Here is a 17,758-nt window from a genome sequence, read left to right as displayed (position 1 = left end):
CTCGCACGAGAAAGTTGCGTGACCTGACGTAAGAACACTTGCGGAACAAAGCGCGTTCTGTTCTAAGTTTGTTCCTGTGACTCTCCATCACGGGAGGCTTTCCATGTTGCGCATTGCCTTGCTTGCCGCCGGCCTCGTTCTCTCCTTCTCCTCCACGGCATTTGCCCAGCTGCAGCCGGCGCCGGCTGCCCCGAAACCGGCCGCTGCGGCAGCCGATGAGCCGGTGCCACGTGCCGCGCGCGCTGAAGCGCGGCGCGACTGTTATGCCGAGAACATCGCGCTCTCGGGCGACGACCTGCGCCGCGCCATGCGCGACTGCCTGCAGGAGCGCTTCCCGGGCGTGAAGCTTTATGCCAGCGACGGGCTGACCCGCGACGGCAAGCCGACCGCCGTGACGGCGCGGGCGGCCTGTAAGCAGGAAGCCGATGCCCGGAACCTGTCCGGCTCGGAGCGGACGGCGGCATTGGTCGCTTGCTTCAACGGCAAGCGTCCGGACCTCGCCCAGCGCGCCGAATGCCGCAAGGAGGTACGCGGCAAGGGGCTCGCGGGCGAAGCCTTGAAGGCTGCCATCGCCGAATGCGGTCGCAGCCCGCAAGGGTGAGGCCGTGGCGGCATGAGGGCCTTGCGCTGGCGCAGATGGCGGGCTGCCGCCATCTCCTGTAGAGCGCCGGGCATGAACCTCATCATCTTCGACCTCGACGGCACGCTGATCGATTCCGAGGCAATCATCCTCGGCGCCCAGTACGAGACTTTCGCGCGCTGTGGCCGTGTCCACCCGGGTCGCGAAGCGGGGCTCGGCGTCATTGGGCTGACGCTCGACATCGCGCTGATGCGGGTCGCCGGGCTTGCCGAGCCGGACGACGTGCTGACGCAGACCTACAGGGATGTCTTCAACGACATGCGGCGGCGGGCGGAGACCGATCCGTCTTTGGCCGAGCCGCTTTTCCCTGGTGTCGCCGAGATGCTGGCGGGGCTATCGCAGCGGCCGCAGACACTGCTCGGCATTGCCACCGGCAAGTCGCGGCGCGGGGCGGACTATGCCATCGAGCACCATGGCTGGGCCAGCCTGTTCGCGACGACCCAGACCGCCGACGACGCGATCTCGAAGCCGCATCCCGGGATGATCTTGCGGGCGATGGCCGAGACGGGCGCTACGCCGGAGCGGACGCTGATGGTCGGCGACAGCACCTTCGACATGGAGATGGCGGTCGCGGCCGGCGTGACTCCGGTCGCGGTCTCCTGGGGCTTCCAGCCGGTCGCGGCATTGCGGGCGGCCGGAGCCCAGCATGTGATCAAGAACTGCGCCGAGCTGACCGGTATCGTCGACAAGCTGGCGGTGGCAGAACCGGCCTGAGGGGCGGCGGACCGCTTCCCGAGCAGGGCTGTCGCATTTGCCTCCTGAGCCCTCATCCTGAGGAGCCATTCCAACAGGAATGGCGTCTCGAAGGATGCTCCAGGAGGCTCGCGAACCATCTGGAGCATCCTTCGAGACGCGGACCTGCGGTCCGCTCCTCAGGATGAGGGCTCAAAAAATCTAAATGCGATTGCCCTGCCTCCCGAGAGCTCGCTCCAGTCAGCTTGCATCGCGAGCTGATCGGCAAAACAGTCCTTTCCAAAAGTAAGAGTCCGGTTCGCCATTCAGGGCGCCTCGAGCTGGCCGAGCTCGTGTAGCAGCGCCGCGCCGGTGCGAAGCCCGCTGTAGAAGCAGTCGAGCGTCAGGTTCTCGTTCGGCGCATGGTTGGCCTCGTCGGGATTGGCATAGGGCGTGACGAAGGCGGGAATGCCGAGGATCTTGGTGAAGACATAGCCGGGCAGGCTGCCGAAGCCCGCCGGGATCAGCAGCGGCTCCTCGCCCTGGGCTACGACGAAAGCCCGGCGCAACGGGGCGGTGTAGGGCGAGGCGATCGGCGTTTTCGAGGGCTGCATGCCGGCATCGGCTGCGATGAACTCGACCTCCGGCGCATGCTGCGCCACATGCGCCGCGACCTTGCGCAGGATATCCTCGGGATCCTGCGCCTCGACTAGGCGGATATCGCATTTCACCAAGGCTTCATTGGGCAGGACGGTCTTGGTGCCGGGACCGCCATAGCCGCCGTGAAAGCCGTTGATGGTCAGCGTCGGGCGGAAGCAGAGGCGCTCATAGAAGGGCCGATCGGCCGGCGCATCGAGCCTGGTCAGGCCGAGGCTGTGCTTTACCGCCTCGATGTCGAGCGGCAGGGCCTCGATCGCGGCGAGTTCCTCCTGTGTCGGCGCTTCGATGTCGTCATGGAGGCCGGCAATGGTGATCTCGCCGGCGGCATTCTTCATGGTCCCGAGCAGATGGACCAGGGTCCAGATCGGGTTCGGCACGACGCCGCCGAAATTGCCGGAATGCACGTCGCGGACGGCATGGCGGCAGCGCAGTTCGAAGGAGACCACGCCGCGCGAGCCGAACTTGATCGCAGCCGCGCCGCTGGCATGACGCGGCCCGTCGGCGGTGACGGCGAGGTCCGCCTTGAGCATCGCCTTGTTGGCGCGCACGAAGCCAGCGATGTTCGGACTGCCGATCTCTTCCTCGCCCTCCAGCAGCAGGATGACATTGCAAGGCAAGGTGCCGTGCACCTTGAGATGGGATTCGATCGCGAGGATCTGGGCGAAATGCTGGCCCTTGTTGTCGCCGACGCCGCGCGCATAGATCCGGCCATCACGGATCGTCGGCTCGAACGGCGGCGAGACCCATTTGTCGAGCGGGTCGGGCGGCTGCACATCGTAATGGCCGTAGAGCAGCACGGTCGGCTTGCCCGGTGCCTTCTCCCAGCGCGCGACGACCATGGGGTGCCCGTCGGTCGGCACCAGGCTCGTCTCCAGCCCGATATCAGTCAGCATCTCGACCAGCAGCGCTCCGACCTCGGCGATGCCGATGTTCTCGGCGCTGATGCTGGGATGGCGCAGATAGGCGATCAGGCGATCGAGAAAGGCGCTTCGGTTGGTCTCGATATGCGCGAAAACCGCAGCCAGCGTGTCGGAAGAAGCCATGATCGCGCTACCTGCCCGAAATGAGGATTTGAGATCACGGTAGAGTGCCGTGCGCCAATACGTCCAATGCTCCAGACGCAGCCCGGAAAAGCGTACGGGCATGGAGCCGGGTGCTGCCAGTAACACCCTCGCAACCACGTCCGATCAGGACCGTTTAACCTGAACGCGCGTTCAGATTTGCGCGTTAACCACCTGATGACTGGGCTGGCCGCATCGTCTTCACACGACAGGGACATACCGACACAAAACAACGTCGGACAGGGGTTGAACAATGATCGGCCATGAACTTCGTGAATTCGTCGATCGCGTGATGGACAGGCACGCGATCGACGATGAAGACGTCCGAGTTCTTCAGCGGGAAATCTTGCACGAGGTCGTGCTGACTCGCGACATCATCGACGTGCTGGTGGCGCTCGACCGTGCCGTCGCCGACAAGTCGCCGCTCTTCGCCGATGTGCTGCTGGCCTTCTGCGTCGACTTCTCCGTCTGGGAAAGCCGCCCGACCGGCAGGATCGACCGCGACAAGGCACACTGGCTGGTGACGACGCTTTCGGCTGGGCAGGGCCCGACGCCGCTGGCGCAGAAGATCGCCTTCGAGGTGGTGCGTGAAGCCGAGGTTTGCGACGAGGCGCTGGTCAGCTTCGCCCTGCGCAAGGCCGAGGCCCGGCTGCCGCTCGGCTTCACTGCGCAGCGCGTGTTGCTCGCCAGCTGAGGCTATCCAACAGAACGGAGCGCGTGCGCCCGGCTGCCGCCGGGCGTTTGCGCACGTCGCAAAACTTTCGCATCAGTGGACGGATGCGCTTGCCTCCCGTAAATCCCGCACTGCACAGTGAAGGCACCGGGTCTGGGGGAAGCCACGCATGTTCTCGAAGATTCTGATCGCGAACCGTGGCGAGATCGCCTGCCGCGTCATCAAGACGGCCCAGCGCATGGGCATCAAGACGGTGGCGGTCTATTCCGATGCCGATCGCGACGCGCTGCATGTCGAGATGGCCGACGAGGCCGTGCATATCGGCGCCGCGCCCGCCGCCGAATCCTATCTCGTCATCGATAAGATCATCGCCGCCTGCAAGCAGACGGGCGCCGAGGCCGTCCATCCCGGATATGGTTTTCTCTCCGAGCGCGAGGCCTTCGCCAAGGCGCTGAAGGAGAACGGCATCGTCTTCATCGGCCCTAATCCCGGCGCGATCGCCGCGATGGGCGACAAGATCGAATCGAAGAAGGCGGCGGCTGCAGCCAATGTCTCGACCGTGCCGGGCTATCTCGGCGTGATCGAGAACCCCGAGCACGCTGTGAAGATCGCCGACGAGATCGGCTATCCCGTGATGATCAAGGCCTCGGCCGGCGGCGGCGGCAAGGGCATGCGCATCGCCCACTCGGCCGGCGAGGTCGCCGAGGGCTTCGCCCGGGCGAAATCGGAGGCGGCGTCCTCTTTCGGCGACGACCGCGTCTTCGTCGAGAAGTTCATCGTCGACCCGCGCCATATCGAGATCCAGGTGCTGGGCGACAAGCACGGCAACGTCATCTATCTCGGCGAGCGCGAATGCTCGATCCAGCGCCGCAACCAGAAGGTGCTGGAGGAGGCGCCGTCGCCGCTGCTCGACGAGGCGACGCGCCGCAAGATGGGCGAGCAGGCGGTCGCGCTGGCCAAGGCGGTGAATTACGACTCGGCCGGCACGGTCGAGTTCGTCGCCGGCCAGGACAAGTCGTTCTACTTCCTCGAGATGAACACCCGCCTGCAGGTCGAACATCCGGTGACCGAGATGATCACCGGCATCGATCTGGTCGAGCAGATGATCCGCGTCGCCTATGGCGAGAAGCTCGCGATCGGCCAGGCCGACGTGAAGCTCAATGGCTGGGCGGTCGAGTCCCGCGTCTATGCCGAGGATCCGACCCGCAACTTCCTGCCCTCGACCGGCCGGCTCGTCACCTATCGCCCGCCGAGCGAAGGCCCGGATGGCGACGCGACCGTGCGCAACGACACCGGCGTGTTCGAGGGCGGCGAGATCTCGATCTATTACGACCCGATGATCGCCAAGCTCGTCACGCATGCCCCGACGCGCGAGGCTGCGATCAAGGCGCAGGCGCGCGCGCTCGATGCCTTCGCCATCGACGGCATCCGGCACAACATCCCCTTCGTCGCGGCGGTGATGCAGCATCCGCGCTGGATCTCGGGCAATCTCTCGACCGGCTTCATCGCCGAGGAGTTTCCGGAAGGCTTTTCCCTGCCGCAGCCGGAAGGCGAGATCGCGCTGCGCATGGCGGCGATCGCGATCGCCTGCGACCACCGGCTCAATGCCCGCAAGCGAAACGTCTCGGCGCAGATGGAGGGCTGGCGCAAGGTCGAGTTCGAGCGCACCCGCATCGTCTCGCTGGGCGGTGAGCGCTTCGAGGGTGAAGTCACGGAGCAGGGTGGCGCGGTGACGATCACCTTCGCTGACCGGACTCTCACCGTTGCCAGCGACTGGCGGCCGGGCGAGCCGGTCTGGCGCGGGACGCTCGACGGCGTCGCCATCGCGGCGCAGGTCCGGCCGATCCTGAACGGCGTCGCGCTCGGCCATGCCGGCGCCTATGCCAATGCCCATGTCTACACGCCGCGCGAGGCGGAGCTGGCGGCGCTGATGCCGGAGAAGGTCGCGGCCGATACCGGAAAATTCCTGCTCTGCCCAATGCCCGGCCTCGTCAAGGCGATCTCTGTCGTCGTCGGCCAGGAGGTCAAGGCGGGCGAGCCGCTCGCCATGGTCGAGGCGATGAAGATGGAGAACGTGCTGCGCGCCGAGAAGGACGTCACCATCGCCAAGATCCTGGCGAAGGAGGGCGATTCGCTCGCCGTGGATGCGGTCATCATGGAATTCAGCTGACGGTTTCGTCGGCTGGCGCCTTCTCGCAATGACGGGCGCGCCTGCGTCTCAAGCGCTTGCCATCACCCGCCCGCAGGCTGATTGTCGCCGCCCCATCATGAGAAGGTGCTGCAAATGCTGACGATCTGGGGGCGGATCAGCTCGATCAATGTCCAGAAGGTGGTCTGGGCCGCCGGCGAGGTCGGCCAGCCTTTCGAGCGCATCGATATCGGCGGCAAGTTTGGCGGCAATCGCGAGCCGGCCTATCTCGCCAAGAACCCGAACGGGCAGATTCCGACACTGGAGGATGGCGAGATCGTCATCTGGGAGTCGAGCAGCATCGTGCGCTATCTCGCCGCCCGCTATGGCGCCGGCTGGATCTGGGAGGAGGATCCGGCCAAGAGAGCGGATGCTGATCGCTGGATGGACTGGATGCTCTCCGAGTTGCAGCCTTCGATGACACCGGCCTTCTGGGGGCTGATCCGGAAGACGCCGGGTTATACAGAGCCGGCGGCAATCGACGCGTCGATCGCCAAGGCCGAAGCCAAGCTCGACATCCTCGAGGCACATCTGGCCGGGCGGAGCTATCTTGCTGGCGAGCGCTTCGGCATGGCCGACATTACAGTGGCGCCCGGCGCGCATCGCTGGCTCCACATGCCGGTACCGCAGAAGGACTGGCCCAATATCCGCCGCTGGTACCAGCATGTCTCGGCGCGCCCGGCGGCCGGCCCGGCACTACCGTTGCCGATCTCGTGAGCGCGGCGGGCTGCGCTTGACCCGGCCGATTTGGCCGTCATGATCGCCGCCATGCGCGGTTTATTCGCCCTTTCGCTGATCCTGGCGCCGTTTCTGAGCACGGCTGCGCTCTCGCAAGTGCCGACCAACCCGGTGCAGTCAGCCGATCGTTTGCAGGTCGCGAACTGCGTACGGCAGGGCCTGGCTACGAGCCCGGCCTGCATCGGTCTCGTCGCGGTCCCCTGTGTCGGCTCGGCCAGTGGCGATCGGCGCGAGGCGGAGATAACGTGCGCAAGGCGCGAGGAGGCGGTCTGGCGCGAGCGGTTGACGCTGGCCGGCGCGACGCTGGAGCGGACCCTCGAAGCCGGGGCTCGCAGCCAGTTCGCGGCGCTGCAGCTCGCCTGGCAAAGCTACGCCGTGCAGAAATGCGCCTTCTATGGCGCATCCCAGCCGCCGACGCGCTCGGCCGGGCTGCAGGCTGGCTGCGAACTGCGCGAGGTTGCCGAACGGGCTCTCGAGGTCGAGCGCTTCGCGGCGCGGCAAACCCGCCGTCCGCCCGCAGCGCCGCCGCAGATCATCCGGTAGGAATAGGGCTCGTCATGCTCGGGCTTGCCCCGAGCATCTCAGGCTGGATGAGGCGCAAGCGAGCGCCTTCTCGTCAGGAGATTCTCGGGTCTGCGCTTCGCTCCGCCCGAGAATGACGACGCTCGACGCCACCCGGCATTCACCGCAACGTGAACGCAATCTTGCATCGAACCCCGATCGCCCCCAGCCGTTTCATAACGGCCTGTCAGCTTTCTGCGCGTAAGGGGAGGCCGGTCTGTTCAAGAAAATCATGTTCTTTATCCTTTCCAAGATCCTCTGGTTCCTGGCCTCGCCGGTGAACCTCGCCATTGGCGGGCTCGTGCTGGCGAGCCTGCTCGCCTTCACGCGCTTTTCCGGGCCGGGGCGTTGGCTCGGTCTCGTCTGCGTGTTCGTGCTCGGCCTGCTCGCCTTCAGCCCGCTGCCGCGCATCCTGGTCAGGCCGCTGGAGGACCGCTTCCCGCAGCAGGCGGTGAACTCCGGCAAGGTCGACGGCATCATCGTGCTCGGCGGCGCGATCGGCGTGGCGCGCGAGGACATCGTGCTCAACAATGCTGCGGCGCGGATGACCAAGGCGGTCGAGCTTGCCCGCGCCCATCCCGAGGCGAAGCTGGTCTTCACCGGCGGCGGCGCCAACCTGCTCTCGCCGGTGGTGAAGACCGAGGCTGATGGCGCGCGTCTGCTCTTCCTCGGGCTCGGCCTGCCGGAGAGCCGGCTCGTTCTCGAGGACAAGTCACGCAATACGGTTGAGAACGCCGTGTTCACCCGCCGCCTGGTCGATCCCAAGCCTGGCGAGCGCTGGCTCTTGGTGACCTCGGCCTGGCACATGCCGCGCGCCATGGGCGTGTTCCGCAAGGCGGGTTTCCAGGTCGAGGCCTTTCCGGTCGACTTCCTCTCCAGCGGCGAGCGCGCCGATTTTCTGCGACCCTATCGCAAGGCGGCGCGCGGGCTCGACATCGCCGACGACGCTTTCAAGGAATGGGCCGGGCTCGTCGCCTATTACCTCGCCGGCTATACGGATGCGCTGTTTCCGGGACCGGCAGCGGCAGGCGCCGCGCGATAATCGAGGCGCCTGCCGACGACGAAGCGGTCTGCCTAGCGCAGTGATTTCCCGCCAATCGCGTCGACCAGCAGCTTCGCGGCGACTTCCGCGCCGTCGCTGCGGATCGTGCGCGCCACGGCGGTCGCCCGTGCTCCAGTGTCGGGCGCCAGCGCCGTGGCGAGCGCTGCCGACAACGACTCAAAGGTCGGCGTTGGACCGTCATGTGCAGCGCCTATGCCCAGTCCCGCCACCCGGCCAGCCCAGTAGGGCTGGTCGACGATCTGCGGGACGACCACTTGCGGCGCGCCCGCCCGGGTTGCCGCCGTCGTCGTACCGGCGCCGCCGTGGTGCATGACGGCCGCCATCCGGGGAAACAGCGCCTGCTGGTTGACGTCGCCGGTGATGAAGCAATCCTCCACGTCGTCGCCCAGTGCGAGATCGGCCCAGCCTCGCAGCACGACCGCGCGGCGGCCCTGCGCCCGGATCGCCTCGATGGCCACGCGGGCGGCATCCTTTGCCGACTGCATGAACATGCTGCCGAAACCGACATAGATCGGCGGTTCGCCCGCCTCCAGGAAGGCCATCAGCTCCGCTGGAAGCGGGCGGTTGTCAGGCAGTATCCAGGCGCCTGTCTGAATGGCGTCGCAGAGGTCCGTCGGCCGCCACGGCCACAGGACCGGGTCCGATGCCAGGAGCGGCCGGTCCGTGAAGACGTGATCGCGGGCATTATCGACCGGCGGCAGGCCGATCGCCGCGCGGTGCGACCCAAGCGCCTCGCCGAACAAGGCGTTGATGGTCCGCGCGTTGAAATCCCACAATTCGCGATGGTCGGCCACGTCCGGCGGCAAGGGATGGCCCGGATAGGGGAACGGCCGATGTTGGTGCGACGGCAGGAAGAGCGGGCAGAAGGTGACGTGGCTGTAAGAGAGGCCCCCAATTCGGCGACCGATCGTGCAGCACTTGCAGACGGGAACAGGCCGGTCGCCACGATCGCGTCGCAACCCTCGGCCGCTGCCCCGATGGCGGCGAATTGCGCAGCCATCATGTCGGAGGCGAGCGTGTGGAAGTCCGCAGTCGACGCAGGCTTTGCCCGCTCGCTCACCCATTGCCGGATCGGCAGGAAAGCCGGCGCCAACGGCACGTTTGCCCGTTCGAGCAGGTCGACGAATTCCTGATCCGGCGGGGCAGACACCACGGCCTCGACGCCGAGAATCTGCAATTGCACGGCAAGCCCCACGAGCGGTTCGACATCGCCGCGCGAGCCGTAAGTCGATAACAATACGCGCATTTTGCTACTCCCTTTGGCCTGAGGTTCAGGCCGAGGGCAGCGTTCCTAGGACATGGAGGGGGCTTGCCGCAAGCCCCCAGGCGCGTTAGACGATGATAGTGGCAAGAGGCAGATGCATCTCCGGGCCGCTCTCCGCTGCAGATGAAACCGCTCTTTGCGAGCTCGTCGCACGGCTCCGGACGTCCTCCTCGACCATCCCAGACAGCACAAAGCAGACGCGCTCTACCGCGGTCCGAAGACCGTCGTCGCGGCGCGAAGGACGCTGATTGCCGCGGGCGGCCTAGTCTTGGCTGGCCTCATCATGCCCCGGCAGGCGCAGGCGATAGACGCCGCGGAAATCGTCGGGATCGACCGGGCGGCCTTTTCGGGTGATCACCAGTTTGCCGTCCTTCATCAACTGCACGGCGACCCGGCGGATCGGCTGCATCAGCGGGCCCCAGCCATCGGGATGGTCGCCGCCGATGGCGCGGGCGATATCCATCGGCGAGGTCGTCCGGTCGCTCCGCTCGGTGGTGAAGCGCAGGATCGTCTCGGCGAGCTCGTCATCTGTCGGTGTGATCATGCCGCTTGCTGAGCGCAGCGACGGGTTTCGTCAAGCTTTGCGGCGTCCCGCACCGACCGCGGCGGCCGAATCCGAGGCGAATTGCCGGCGCCACATCACAGTCAGCACCGCCGCGGTGGCGATCAGGAAGAGCCAGGGCGAGATGAACCAGCCGAGATAGGCCAGCGCAAAGAAGAAGGCTCGTTGGCCGCGGTTGAAGTGGAGCCCTGCGACGACGTTCATCGCCACCGCCTCGCGCGCCGCGGCGATCGTCTCCGGCTTGTCGGCTTCGGTCCATGACGGGATCGCGCCGATCAGGATGGCGCAATAGTTGAACAGCCGGTAGCTCCAGCTGAACTTGAAGAAGGCATAGGCGAAGATCACCGCGAGCCCGATCACCTTGATCTCCCAGGCTGCGCGGGTCGTCGTGGTGGCGAAGGGCAGGTCGGCGAAGACCTGGACGACGCGATCGGCCGATTGCAGCAGCGTCAGCGAGCCGCCGATGGCGATCAGCGAGGTCGAGGCGAAGAAGGCGGTGCCGTTCTGCAGGCCGTTCATCACCTGCGTGTCGATGATGCGGTTCTCGCGCTTCACCGATTCCATGATCCAGCGCTCGCGGCGCTGGTTCATCAGCGTGTTCAGGCTGAGCCTGGAGTGCGGACCGATCTCGACGGCCAGCAGATAGCCGATCCAGGCGGCGGCGAAGAAGGCGATGGCGATGAGGTCGAGCGTCCCGAATCCGGCCATGAGCCCCTCCTGGCCGCAGATTGGCGAGGCCGGCGCGCGCCGGCAAGCCCGCGATTGACGCTGGGCCCGGCAGCCGCCACTTTGCCGGCCTCGCGCAGGAGGACCGGCGATGCCGCACACGATCACCAAGGGCTACAAGGCGCTGCTGGCGGAGGCGGAAGCTGCGGTCAAGACGCTGTCGGTCGAGGAGGCGCAAGCCTTGGTCGGGCGGGACGATACCGTCTTCGTCGACCTGCGCGATCCGCGCGAGCTCGAGAGGGAAGGGCGCATGCCCGGCGCCTTCCACTGCCCGCGCGGCATGCTGGAGTTCTGGATCGATCCGGAAAGCTCCTATGCCAAGCCGGTTTTCCAGGAGGACAAGCAGTTCGTCTTCTTCTGCGCCGGCGGCTGGCGCTCGGCGCTCGCCGCCAAGACGGCGCAGGACATGGGGCTGAAGCCGGTCGCGCACGTCGCCGGCGGCTTCGGTGCCTGGAAGAAGGCCGGTGCGCCCTTCGACGCGCCCGAGCCGAAGCAGGGCTGAGACCGGCGCTTGTCCCATTTCATCATCGTCCTGGCGGTCATCGCCTTCCTGTTCCGCAAGCCGCTCGGCCGCCTGATCGCCAGGCAGTTCCCGGACCGGGCGAAGCGCCAGCGCGTGCTGGCCACGATCATCGCGGCGTTCCTGCTGGTGATCGGAATGAGGTTGCTGGCAATGTTGTGGTGAGGGCGCGCGCTGCTCTCCCATCGATCTCGCGTCGACCCGAGATCGGCACTTGAGGCTGCGCATTACGGACGCCTGGGGATGAGGGCAGTTCAGCGAGGGCTCGATGCGTTACGCACTTCGGGCGGCGAGCTGCGATCTGCGAACACAATGGCAACGTGAAACCTTCTCTCCCGACCCCTAGATTGGGGGCGGGGATCCGAGAACGGGTCCGCGCAATGTCATCGCAGGATTGTAGCCCTTATGACCGCCCGCCAGCTCAACTCCGTTCTCGAACGCCAAGCGAAGACGCTCCTGGATAGCGGATTTCACGCGCTGTGCGGCGTTACGCAAGCCGATTTCCTCACGAGCGTGGAGGGACTCGCCTCGTCGCTCGATTCTGCCGGAGAGATTCCCACCTCGGGCAACATTCCTTTGTGCGTCGCCTTTCGCCCCGGCCTTGTGAGCCTCGCGGATGCTATGGCGCGGATCGAGGCGAAATCGGCAACTGGCGTCGTAGAGATGACGCCCCTGTCACCTGACGCCTTTCACGTGATCGACCGAATTCACCTTCCCCGCGGTGAGTTCTATCTCCTTCTCGACATCGATACCGGGCGTGATCTCCTGAATGTCAGCCCGGAGGAATCCTTGGCCATCATCGAGCGGCGCAGCAGAACGCCTTTGACGATGGAGGAGGGGGTTGCCCTCACGATGCAACATCCGGAATTGCTGACGGACAAAAAGAACTACAACTGCATTCAAATGGCCGGCTCGCGGAAAGCAGGCGATCAGCGAATACCGTCGATCTGGTTCAGCAAGGGGCGACCGCGCCTGGGTTGGTGCTGGGACAGGAACGTTCACACCTGGCTGGGCTCAGCTTCCGCCGCCCTCCGCCTCGGTGGCGCTAAGGTGAGCGTCGGGCTGGCTGCTTGAAGCAACCCTGCCGTCATCCGTCAGCCTTCGCGTTGCCACCTTCTCCTTCGAGCGGAGAAGGACAGAATGGCACGCGAATCCCATGCGCGCGTCGCCAAACATCGTGACGGCAATGCGAAGCCCGATCAGTTTTGGCTGCAACCGCCCCATGCATTGAACGCGGCTTGCACAATAAGCGGGCATGCGGCATGTTGTCCGCCTTGGCTCCAACTCAGGAAAGGGAGGGCTGAATGCGTTTCAATACCATCGTCGCTCCCGCCATGCGGACCCGCCACCACTAGGTCGGTTCCGCACGAGGCCCGCCTCTTCGGCAGCCCGAGCCAAAATTTCCAATCGCGTTTTCTGAAGCGACGACCCTTGTCGCGCTTCGCCTGAATTTGGAGCCGGTCTCGTCGGGGCCGGATGCTTTCATGTCTCTTTCTCCCAAGAAGGAACGGCAAGAGCCGTTCCGGGCCGTTCTCGGCTTCACTTTTTCACATTGGGGCCGCCAACGCTGGCGCGTCGCCGGTGTGGTCCTCACCGTGATGGCGGCGACCGCTGCCGACCTGTTCATGCCGCTCTATGCCGGGCGGCTGGTCGATGCGGTCGCCGGCGAACGGGCAAGCGGGCTCGACGCCGCGCTTGCGGCGCTCGCCATGATGATCGCGCTCGGCGCGGGCACGGTGTTCTTCCGGCACCTGTCCTTCATCGGCATCACCGCAATGACGCTGCGCACCATGGGCGACGTGGCGCAGGAGGCGTTTGCGCGCCTGCAGCGCTTCTCGACCGACTGGCACGCCAACAACTTTGCCGGCTCGACAGTGCGCAAGATCACGCGTGGCATGTGGGCGCTCGACCTGCTCACCGATACGATCGTGATCGCGCTGCTGCCGTCGCTGATCGTGCTGCTCGGCACGACCATGCTGCTGGCCTGGCACTGGCCGGCGATGGGTGCGGTCGTCTTGGCCGGCGCAGTGATCTACTGCGTCGTGACGATGCTGCTGTCGCTGCGCTTCGTCGCGCCGGCGGCGATGCTCGCCAACAGCTGGGACACCAGGCTTGGCGGCGCGCTGGCCGACTCGATCTCGTGCAATCCGGTGGTCAAGGCCTTCGGCGCCGAGGCTCGCGAGGACCAGCGCCTGACCGGCGTGCTGGCCAAGTGGGCCGGGCGGACGCGGCGGACCTGGGTGCGCGGAACCTGGTCGGGGACGGCGCAGCAGATCGTGCTGCTGGCGCTGCGCGCTGCGGTGATCGGGCTGGTGATCTGGCTCTGGGCCAATGGCCAGGCCACGCCCGGCGACGTCGCCTTCGTTCTGACCAGCTATGCCGTGGTGCATGGCTATCTGCGCGATGTCGGCCAGCACGTCCACAATCTCCAGCGTTCGGTGAACGACATGGAGGAGATGGTGGCGATGCACGCGCTGCCCTTCGGCGTGCCGGATCGTCCGGGTTCGACGGCGATGGACGTGACCGCCGGCGAGATCGCCTTCGAGCAGGTGACCTTCCACTATGGAGGCCACATCGAGCCGCTCTATCGCGACTTCTCGCTGACGATCAAAGCCGGTGAGAAGGTCGGCCTGGTCGGGCGCTCCGGCTCCGGCAAGACAACCTTCGTCAAGCTGGTGCAGCGGCTCTACGACGTCACCGACGGACGCATCGCCATCGACGGGCGCGACATCGCCTCGGCGACGCAGACCTCACTGCGGGCGCAGATCGCGATCGTGCAGCAGGAGCCGGTGCTGTTCCACCGCTCGCTGGCGGAGAACATCGCCTATGGCCGGCCCGGCGCCAGCATGGCGCAGATCGAGCAGGCGGCGAAGCTCGCCAATGCGCATGAGTTCATCATGCGCCTGCCCAAGGGCTACGGCACGCTCGTCGGCGAGCGCGGCGTCAAGCTCTCGGGTGGCGAGCGGCAGCGGGTGGCGCTGGCACGCGCCTTCCTGGCCGACGCGCCGATCCTGATCCTGGACGAGGCGACCTCGAGCCTCGATTCGGAATCGGAGGCGCTGATCCAGGAGGCGATGGAGCGGCTGATGGAAGGCCGCACCACCATCGTCATCGCGCACCGGCTCTCGACGGTGCGCGCCATGGACCGCATCCTGGTCTTCGACCGCGGCGAGGTCGTGGAAGAGGGCCGGCATGAGACACTGCTGACCCATGACGGCGGCATCTACCGGGCGCTGTTCGAGAAGCAGGTCAGCGAGCTCGCCAAGGGGTTGGTGGCGTAAGGCCACCAGTTCCACCCCTGAATAGGGAAATGCTCTAGCTGTCCGGCTGGCAACAGCCGGACAGCAGTCCGTCCTTGTACCAGACCGAGATCGTCATCGGCCTGTCGTCGTCGCCGTTGGTTGCGGAGCAGGCCTCGTGGCCGATGACGGCGCGGATCTCGGCCTTCAACCCGAAGGTGACGCCCGCGATCAGCGTCGTATTGCGGCTCTGCTGCAGGATGAAGGGGGAAATGGTGGCCTCGCCGTCGCCATCGGAGAAGCGGGCCTTGCCGTCGGCCCCGAGCTTCAGGCTCCAATAGGGCTCGTCACCACCGCAGGTCAGCGGTGGCGCCGGTGTTTCCGGCGAGCGGGCAAGGGCTGCTTCGGCGAGCGGGGTGACAAAGAGCAGCAGGATAGCGGCAGCACTGACGAGCTTCATCGATCTCGCTCCCCGAGAGGCGCAACCAGCCTGCACCGGACCAACGCCTGGCGCCGCCATCCTTGCAGGATAGCGGCGCGAAAGCACGTGACGGCTCTGCCTCAGGCGGCCTGCTCTTCACTTTGCGAGCGACGACGCCCGAGCAGGAAGAACAGCGCCGAGCCGATGACGCCGATCACACCGGCTCCGGCGCCGACATAGATCATCTCGCTGTCCTGGTCGGCCTGCTTGGCGGCGTCGTCGGCGATGATCACCGCGTCCTTGCCGGGCTCGTCCGGCAGGTATTTGATCTTCAGCGTGTCGACGGTGAGCTTGTCGTTTCTGATGATGCGGCTGGCGAACTCGGTCGAGACCGAGATCTTTTCGGCAGTGCGGTCCTTGCCGGTCGCATCCTTCCAGGCGAGGTCGACGGAATAGCTGGTGCCGCCGCGGCGGCGCTTGGTGCGGGTCGCGCCCTCGACCGAGGCCTGCGCCTCGATGCCCTTCGCCGCAATCGTCCTGACGCGTTCGCCATCCTGCCAGCTGAAGAAGGCGAGGACCGGCCCGCCGATCGCTGCGATCAGCAGCAGCCATTTGATCTTGCCGGTGATCCAGCCGACGATTCCGCTCATTGGGGCCTCCATCGAGACAGTTCGGGAAAGGAGCCCGGATCCTGTCCGGACGCCTCCCGCCTGTCCCGGCCAGCGCGGCTTTCGCAGCCGTGGAGGGCTCGCGCATGGCGCGCATGCGTCAGCGTCACTCTTTCGAGAATTGAAACTATTCGGACCGTTTGCCGGTTGGATTTGTCGGAGCTGCGGCACGCGGCCTGACGCCGGCGACCGGGCCGGGCGGCAGCGCTTCGATGGCATCCTGATTCAAGGACTTCAGATCGAGAATAGGCTTGCTCAGAAACTGAGTCATGCCGGCGATGTAAGCCTCTGGCAAGGCCCGCTCTTTCGCTGCGGCGACGACTTGTTCAAGATAGCCGGGCCTGGGTTTTCCGGGCGTGCCGCTGCGCCCGACATAGATCAGCGCCCGCTTCGCGCCGCCCTCGACGATGACCGGCTGGCTGATCTTCACATAGAGCCCGCTGGCGAGCTCCTCGAACTTGTCGAGCGTGCGGATGTCGCCGAGCGCGCAATCCCAGAGCACGCCCTGGACGCTCTCGCGCGGGTCGCGGACCACCGAGGCATAGCCGTCGGTGGTGACGATGAAGCGATGGCGCGGCAAACAGGCGAGGCCGAGCGCCTTCGAGCGTGGGCAGCGCTGGGCCATGCCGGCGACGTCCATGTTCAGGCCGTAGGCGAAGTAGAGGGGCATAGGCTCGTTCGCTTGGTCGCAGAGCGCGGGGAAACCCCTCTCCCGTATGGGAGAGGGGCAGGGGTGAGGGACCGCCGCTGATTATTGAAACGCAACGGCCGCTGCGCCTTCTGCGGTTAGGGCAGGCCCTCATCCGGCGCTCCGCGCCACCTTCTCCCATCCGGGAGAAGGAAGAAAGCGTCGCGCCCCCTCACTTCGTCTTGTTGAACAGCTCCCGGCCGATCAGCATGCGCCGGATCTCGCTGGTTCCCGCGCCGATCTCGTAGAGCTTGGCGTCGCGTAGCAGGCGGCCGGTCGGGTAGTCGTTGATATAGCCATTGCCGCCGAGCAGCTGGATCGCGTCGAGTGCCAGCTGCGTCGCCTTCTCGGCGGCGATCAGAATGGCGCCGGCGGCGTCCTCGCGGGTGGTCTCGGAACGGTCGCAGGCCTTGGCGACGGCGTAGACATAGGCCTTGCACGAGTTCATCGCGACATACATGTCGGCGACCTTGCCCTGGACGAGCTGGAACTCGCCGATCGACTGGCCGAACTGCTTGCGCTCGTGGATATAGGGCAGGACGATGTCCATCGCCGCCTGCATGATGCCGAGCGGACCGGCCGAGAGCACGACGCGCTCATAGTCGAGCCCGCTCATCAGCACGTTGGCGCCGCGGCCGACCGAGCCGAGCACGTTCTCCTCGGGAACCTCGCACTCCTCGAAGACGAGCTCGCAGGTGTCGGAGCCGCGCATGCCGAGCTTGTCGAGCTTCTGATGGGTCGAAAAACCCTTCATGCCCTTCTCGATCAGGAAGGCGGTGATGCCGCGCGAGCCGGCCTCCGGATCGGTCTTGGCGTAGACCACCAGAGTCTCGGCGATCGGGCCGTTGGTGATCCACATCTTGTTGCCGGTCAGGACATAGCGGTCGCCCTTCTTCACCGCCTTGGTCCGCATCGAGACGACATCGGAACCGGAGCCGGGCTCGGACATGGCGAGCGCGCCGACATGCTCGCCGGAGATCAGCTTGGGCAGGTACTTCGCCTTCTGGGCGGCGTTGCCGTTGCGGGCGATCTGGTTGACGCAGAGATTGGAATGAGCGCCGTAGCTGAGGCCGACCGAGGCCGAGGCACGCGAGACCTCCTCGATCGCAACGCAATGCTCGAGATAGCCGAGGCCGGCGCCGCCATATTCCTCCGGGACGGTGATGCCGTGCAGGCCGAGCGCGCCCATTTGCGGCCAGAGATCGCGCGGGAACTGGTTGGTCTTGTCGATCTCCTCGGCGCGCGGCGCGATCTTCTCCTGCGCGAAGGCATGGACGGTGTCGCGGATCGCATCGGCAGTCTCGCCGAGGTCGAAGTTGAAGGGGCGGGGCGCGTTGGCGAGCATGATGTCCTCCCGGCTTGGATAGGGCGTTTGCCCGGTTATAGCGCGGTTGGAGCCTAAGTCAGTGGGCAC

At 66.1% G+C, this 17,758-nt stretch carries 19 protein-coding genes; 11 read left to right on the top strand and 8 right to left on the bottom strand.

Features of this window, described 5'->3' with window-relative positions; all coding sequences use genetic code 11:
* Positions 1 to 103: 103 nt before the first annotated feature.
* On the top strand, positions 104 to 601 hold the full coding sequence (locus QO058_RS03440) for a hypothetical protein (RefSeq protein ID WP_284170325.1): 498 nt from the start codon (positions 104 to 106) through the stop codon (positions 599 to 601).
* Positions 602 to 673: 72 nt separating this feature from the next.
* A complete protein-coding gene (locus QO058_RS03435) occupies positions 674 to 1,354 on the top strand; it encodes an HAD-IA family hydrolase (RefSeq protein ID WP_284170324.1) in 681 nt (226 codons plus the stop codon).
* A gap of 284 nt (positions 1,355 to 1,638) precedes the next feature.
* Here QO058_RS03435 and QO058_RS03430 read toward each other — a convergent pair whose 3' ends face one another.
* The gene (locus tag QO058_RS03430; RefSeq protein WP_284170323.1) at positions 1,639 to 3,015 is read right to left on the bottom strand and encodes a M20/M25/M40 family metallo-hydrolase; all 1,377 of its coding nucleotides are present in this window, start codon (positions 3,013 to 3,015) and stop codon (positions 1,639 to 1,641) included.
* Positions 3,016 to 3,286: 271 nt separating this feature from the next.
* On the opposite strand from QO058_RS03430, the gene QO058_RS03425 reads away from it, so the two are divergent.
* The 5 genes from QO058_RS03425 (at position 3,287) to QO058_RS03405 (ending at position 8,235) form a co-directional block, all read left to right on the top strand.
* On the top strand, positions 3,287 to 3,727 hold the full coding sequence (locus QO058_RS03425) for a hypothetical protein (protein WP_284170322.1): 441 nt from the start codon (positions 3,287 to 3,289) through the stop codon (positions 3,725 to 3,727).
* Positions 3,728 to 3,875: 148 nt separating this feature from the next.
* Positions 3,876 to 5,876, top strand: a complete 2,001-nt coding sequence (locus tag QO058_RS03420) for an acetyl-CoA carboxylase biotin carboxylase subunit (protein ID WP_284170321.1) — start codon at positions 3,876 to 3,878, stop codon at positions 5,874 to 5,876.
* A 114-nt stretch (positions 5,877 to 5,990) separates the two neighbouring features.
* On the top strand, positions 5,991 to 6,611 hold the full coding sequence (locus QO058_RS03415; protein ID WP_284170320.1) for a glutathione S-transferase family protein: 621 nt from the start codon (positions 5,991 to 5,993) through the stop codon (positions 6,609 to 6,611).
* A 51-nt stretch (positions 6,612 to 6,662) separates the two neighbouring features.
* On the top strand, positions 6,663 to 7,175 hold the full coding sequence (locus tag QO058_RS03410; RefSeq protein ID WP_284170319.1) for a lysozyme inhibitor LprI family protein: 513 nt from the start codon (positions 6,663 to 6,665) through the stop codon (positions 7,173 to 7,175).
* Between the two features lie 250 nt (positions 7,176 to 7,425).
* Positions 7,426 to 8,235, top strand: coding sequence for a YdcF family protein (locus QO058_RS03405; RefSeq protein ID WP_284170318.1), 810 nt, complete (start codon positions 7,426 to 7,428; stop codon positions 8,233 to 8,235).
* Between the two features lie 32 nt (positions 8,236 to 8,267).
* Here the strand turns inward: QO058_RS03405 and QO058_RS03400 are convergent, their stop codons facing one another.
* The 3 genes from QO058_RS03400 to QO058_RS03390 form a co-directional block, all read right to left on the bottom strand.
* A complete protein-coding gene (locus tag QO058_RS03400) occupies positions 8,268 to 9,050 on the bottom strand; it encodes a glycosyltransferase (protein ID WP_284170317.1) in 783 nt (260 codons plus the stop codon).
* A 732-nt stretch (positions 9,051 to 9,782) separates the two neighbouring features.
* Positions 9,783 to 10,064, bottom strand: coding sequence for a DUF3253 domain-containing protein (locus QO058_RS03395; RefSeq protein ID WP_284170316.1), 282 nt, complete (start codon positions 10,062 to 10,064; stop codon positions 9,783 to 9,785).
* A gap of 30 nt (positions 10,065 to 10,094) precedes the next feature.
* Positions 10,095 to 10,790: a DUF599 domain-containing protein gene (locus tag QO058_RS03390; RefSeq protein ID WP_284170315.1), complete on the bottom strand. Its 696-nt coding sequence runs from the start codon at positions 10,788 to 10,790 to the stop codon at positions 10,095 to 10,097.
* A gap of 109 nt (positions 10,791 to 10,899) precedes the next feature.
* Between QO058_RS03390 and QO058_RS03385 the strand changes: the two genes are divergently transcribed.
* From QO058_RS03385 to QO058_RS03370, 4 genes are all read left to right on the top strand, one after another.
* Positions 10,900 to 11,310: a rhodanese-like domain-containing protein gene (locus QO058_RS03385; RefSeq protein WP_284170314.1), complete on the top strand. Its 411-nt coding sequence runs from the start codon at positions 10,900 to 10,902 to the stop codon at positions 11,308 to 11,310.
* 9 nt (positions 11,311 to 11,319) lie between these two features.
* The gene (locus QO058_RS03380; protein WP_284170313.1) at positions 11,320 to 11,493 is read left to right on the top strand and encodes a hypothetical protein; all 174 of its coding nucleotides are present in this window, start codon (positions 11,320 to 11,322) and stop codon (positions 11,491 to 11,493) included.
* Positions 11,494 to 11,733: 240 nt separating this feature from the next.
* Positions 11,734 to 12,402, top strand: a complete 669-nt coding sequence (locus QO058_RS03375; RefSeq protein WP_284170312.1) for a DUF5701 family protein — start codon at positions 11,734 to 11,736, stop codon at positions 12,400 to 12,402.
* A gap of 410 nt (positions 12,403 to 12,812) precedes the next feature.
* A complete protein-coding gene (locus QO058_RS03370) occupies positions 12,813 to 14,609 on the top strand; it encodes an ABC transporter ATP-binding protein (RefSeq protein ID WP_284170311.1) in 1,797 nt (598 codons plus the stop codon).
* Positions 14,610 to 14,643: 34 nt separating this feature from the next.
* On the opposite strand, the gene QO058_RS03365 is transcribed toward QO058_RS03370, so the two are convergent.
* The 4 genes from QO058_RS03365 to QO058_RS03350 all read right to left on the bottom strand — a co-directional run bounded on the left by QO058_RS03365 (position 14,644) and on the right by QO058_RS03350 (position 17,689).
* Positions 14,644 to 15,027 (bottom strand): M48 family metalloprotease, encoded by a 384-nt coding sequence (locus tag QO058_RS03365; protein WP_284170310.1) that lies wholly within the window; start codon positions 15,025 to 15,027, stop codon positions 14,644 to 14,646.
* A gap of 101 nt (positions 15,028 to 15,128) precedes the next feature.
* Positions 15,129 to 15,638: a DUF3592 domain-containing protein gene (locus QO058_RS03360; protein ID WP_284170309.1), complete on the bottom strand. Its 510-nt coding sequence runs from the start codon at positions 15,636 to 15,638 to the stop codon at positions 15,129 to 15,131.
* Positions 15,639 to 15,783: 145 nt separating this feature from the next.
* On the bottom strand, positions 15,784 to 16,326 hold the full coding sequence (locus tag QO058_RS03355; protein WP_432212008.1) for a gamma-glutamylcyclotransferase family protein: 543 nt from the start codon (positions 16,324 to 16,326) through the stop codon (positions 15,784 to 15,786).
* Positions 16,327 to 16,516: 190 nt separating this feature from the next.
* On the bottom strand, positions 16,517 to 17,689 hold the full coding sequence (locus tag QO058_RS03350; RefSeq protein ID WP_284170308.1) for an isovaleryl-CoA dehydrogenase: 1,173 nt from the start codon (positions 17,687 to 17,689) through the stop codon (positions 16,517 to 16,519).
* Between the last annotated feature and the right edge of the window lie 69 nt (positions 17,690 to 17,758).

It is taken from the genome of Bosea vestrisii (assembly GCF_030144325.1).
GTDB classification, from domain to species: domain Bacteria; phylum Pseudomonadota; class Alphaproteobacteria; order Rhizobiales; family Beijerinckiaceae; genus Allobosea; species Allobosea vestrisii_A.
Note: the sequence above shows the minus strand (reverse complement) of the source record. Positions and strands in the feature narration are given on the sequence as shown.

What these genes read in the sequence shown, in the direction of transcription:
- QO058_RS03440 (WP_284170325.1), top strand. Translation starts at nt 104, where the DNA reads ATGTTGCGCATTGCCTTGCTTGCCGCCGGCCTCGTTCTCTCCTTCTCC.
- QO058_RS03435 (WP_284170324.1), top strand. Translation starts at nt 674, where the DNA reads ATGAACCTCATCATCTTCGACCTCGACGGCACGCTGATCGATTCCGAG.
- QO058_RS03430 (WP_284170323.1), bottom strand. Translation starts at nt 3,015, where the DNA reads ATGGCTTCTTCCGACACGCTGGCTGCGGTTTTCGCGCATATCGAGACC.
- QO058_RS03425 (WP_284170322.1), top strand. Translation starts at nt 3,287, where the DNA reads ATGATCGGCCATGAACTTCGTGAATTCGTCGATCGCGTGATGGACAGG.
- QO058_RS03420 (WP_284170321.1), top strand. Translation starts at nt 3,876, where the DNA reads ATGTTCTCGAAGATTCTGATCGCGAACCGTGGCGAGATCGCCTGCCGC.
- QO058_RS03415 (WP_284170320.1), top strand. Translation starts at nt 5,991, where the DNA reads ATGCTGACGATCTGGGGGCGGATCAGCTCGATCAATGTCCAGAAGGTG.
- QO058_RS03410 (WP_284170319.1), top strand. Translation starts at nt 6,663, where the DNA reads ATGCGCGGTTTATTCGCCCTTTCGCTGATCCTGGCGCCGTTTCTGAGC.
- QO058_RS03405 (WP_284170318.1), top strand. Translation starts at nt 7,426, where the DNA reads ATGTTCTTTATCCTTTCCAAGATCCTCTGGTTCCTGGCCTCGCCGGTG.
- QO058_RS03395 (WP_284170316.1), bottom strand. Translation starts at nt 10,064, where the DNA reads ATGATCACACCGACAGATGACGAGCTCGCCGAGACGATCCTGCGCTTC.
- QO058_RS03390 (WP_284170315.1), bottom strand. Translation starts at nt 10,790, where the DNA reads ATGGCCGGATTCGGGACGCTCGACCTCATCGCCATCGCCTTCTTCGCC.
- QO058_RS03385 (WP_284170314.1), top strand. Translation starts at nt 10,900, where the DNA reads ATGCCGCACACGATCACCAAGGGCTACAAGGCGCTGCTGGCGGAGGCG.
- QO058_RS03375 (WP_284170312.1), top strand. Translation starts at nt 11,734, where the DNA reads ATGACCGCCCGCCAGCTCAACTCCGTTCTCGAACGCCAAGCGAAGACG.
- QO058_RS03370 (WP_284170311.1), top strand. Translation starts at nt 12,813, where the DNA reads ATGTCTCTTTCTCCCAAGAAGGAACGGCAAGAGCCGTTCCGGGCCGTT.
- QO058_RS03365 (WP_284170310.1), bottom strand. Translation starts at nt 15,027, where the DNA reads ATGAAGCTCGTCAGTGCTGCCGCTATCCTGCTGCTCTTTGTCACCCCG.
- QO058_RS03360 (WP_284170309.1), bottom strand. Translation starts at nt 15,638, where the DNA reads ATGAGCGGAATCGTCGGCTGGATCACCGGCAAGATCAAATGGCTGCTG.
- QO058_RS03355 (WP_432212008.1), bottom strand. Translation starts at nt 16,326, where the DNA reads ATGCCCCTCTACTTCGCCTACGGCCTGAACATGGACGTCGCCGGCATG.
- QO058_RS03350 (WP_284170308.1), bottom strand. Translation starts at nt 17,689, where the DNA reads ATGCTCGCCAACGCGCCCCGCCCCTTCAACTTCGACCTCGGCGAGACT.